This window comes from Allobosea sp. RIT-PG3_2 (assembly GCF_057321085.1).
The window spans coordinates 1-669 of the sequence record NZ_JBXWCA010000029.1; the positions used below are offsets into that span (position 1 = coordinate 1).

Here is a 669-nt window from a genome sequence, read left to right on the forward strand (position 1 = left end):
GCAGGGGAGCCTGCGACGTCTCAAGACTGTCCCACAAGAATACGTTGCGGCCCAAAGAAACGTACGAGAGACGTGGGTCTAGGAATCATGTGAGACGGAGGGACGATGGCGGGGATGTTGGTGGGGTATGCGAGAACCAGCACTGCGGACCAACAGGCGGGGCTGGAGGCGCAGGAACGGGACCTCAAGGCGGCCGGCGTCGAGAAGCTGTTCTCCGAACAGGTCTCGTCGGTTGCCAAGCGCGAGATGCTGGAGGCGGCCATCGAGTTCTGTCGCGAGGGGGACACCCTGACGGTCACTCGCCCCGACAGATTATCGAGAGGCGTCGCCGACCTGCTCAACATCATCGATCGGCTGGAGAGGAAGCGCGTCGCTCTGCGCATCCTCAGCTTCGGCGGCGGCGTGCTCGACACCTCGAACGCCACTTCCAAGCTGATCCTGACCGTTCTGGCAGCGACGGCTGGCTGGGAGAGGTCCGTGATGTTGGAACGCCAGCTTGAAGGCATCGCCAAGGCCAAGGCCGAGGGGAAATACAAGGGCCGCGCTCCGACTGCACGTCGTCAGACCGATCGCGTCCGGGCCCTACATGCCGAGGGTGCCAAGGTCGCCGACATCGTCAGGACCGTCGGGATCAGCCGGGCGAGCGTGTATCGCTGCTTGGGTGGGTGA

Annotated in this window: 1 protein-coding gene; it reads left to right on the forward strand. The window is 64.0% G+C overall.

The window, feature by feature from the left end:
• Positions 1 to 105 precede the first annotated feature (105 nt).
• Positions 106 to 669: a recombinase family protein gene (locus AC2FAN_RS27210; RefSeq protein ID WP_485177073.1), complete on the forward strand. Its 564-nt coding sequence runs from the start codon at positions 106 to 108 to the stop codon at positions 667 to 669.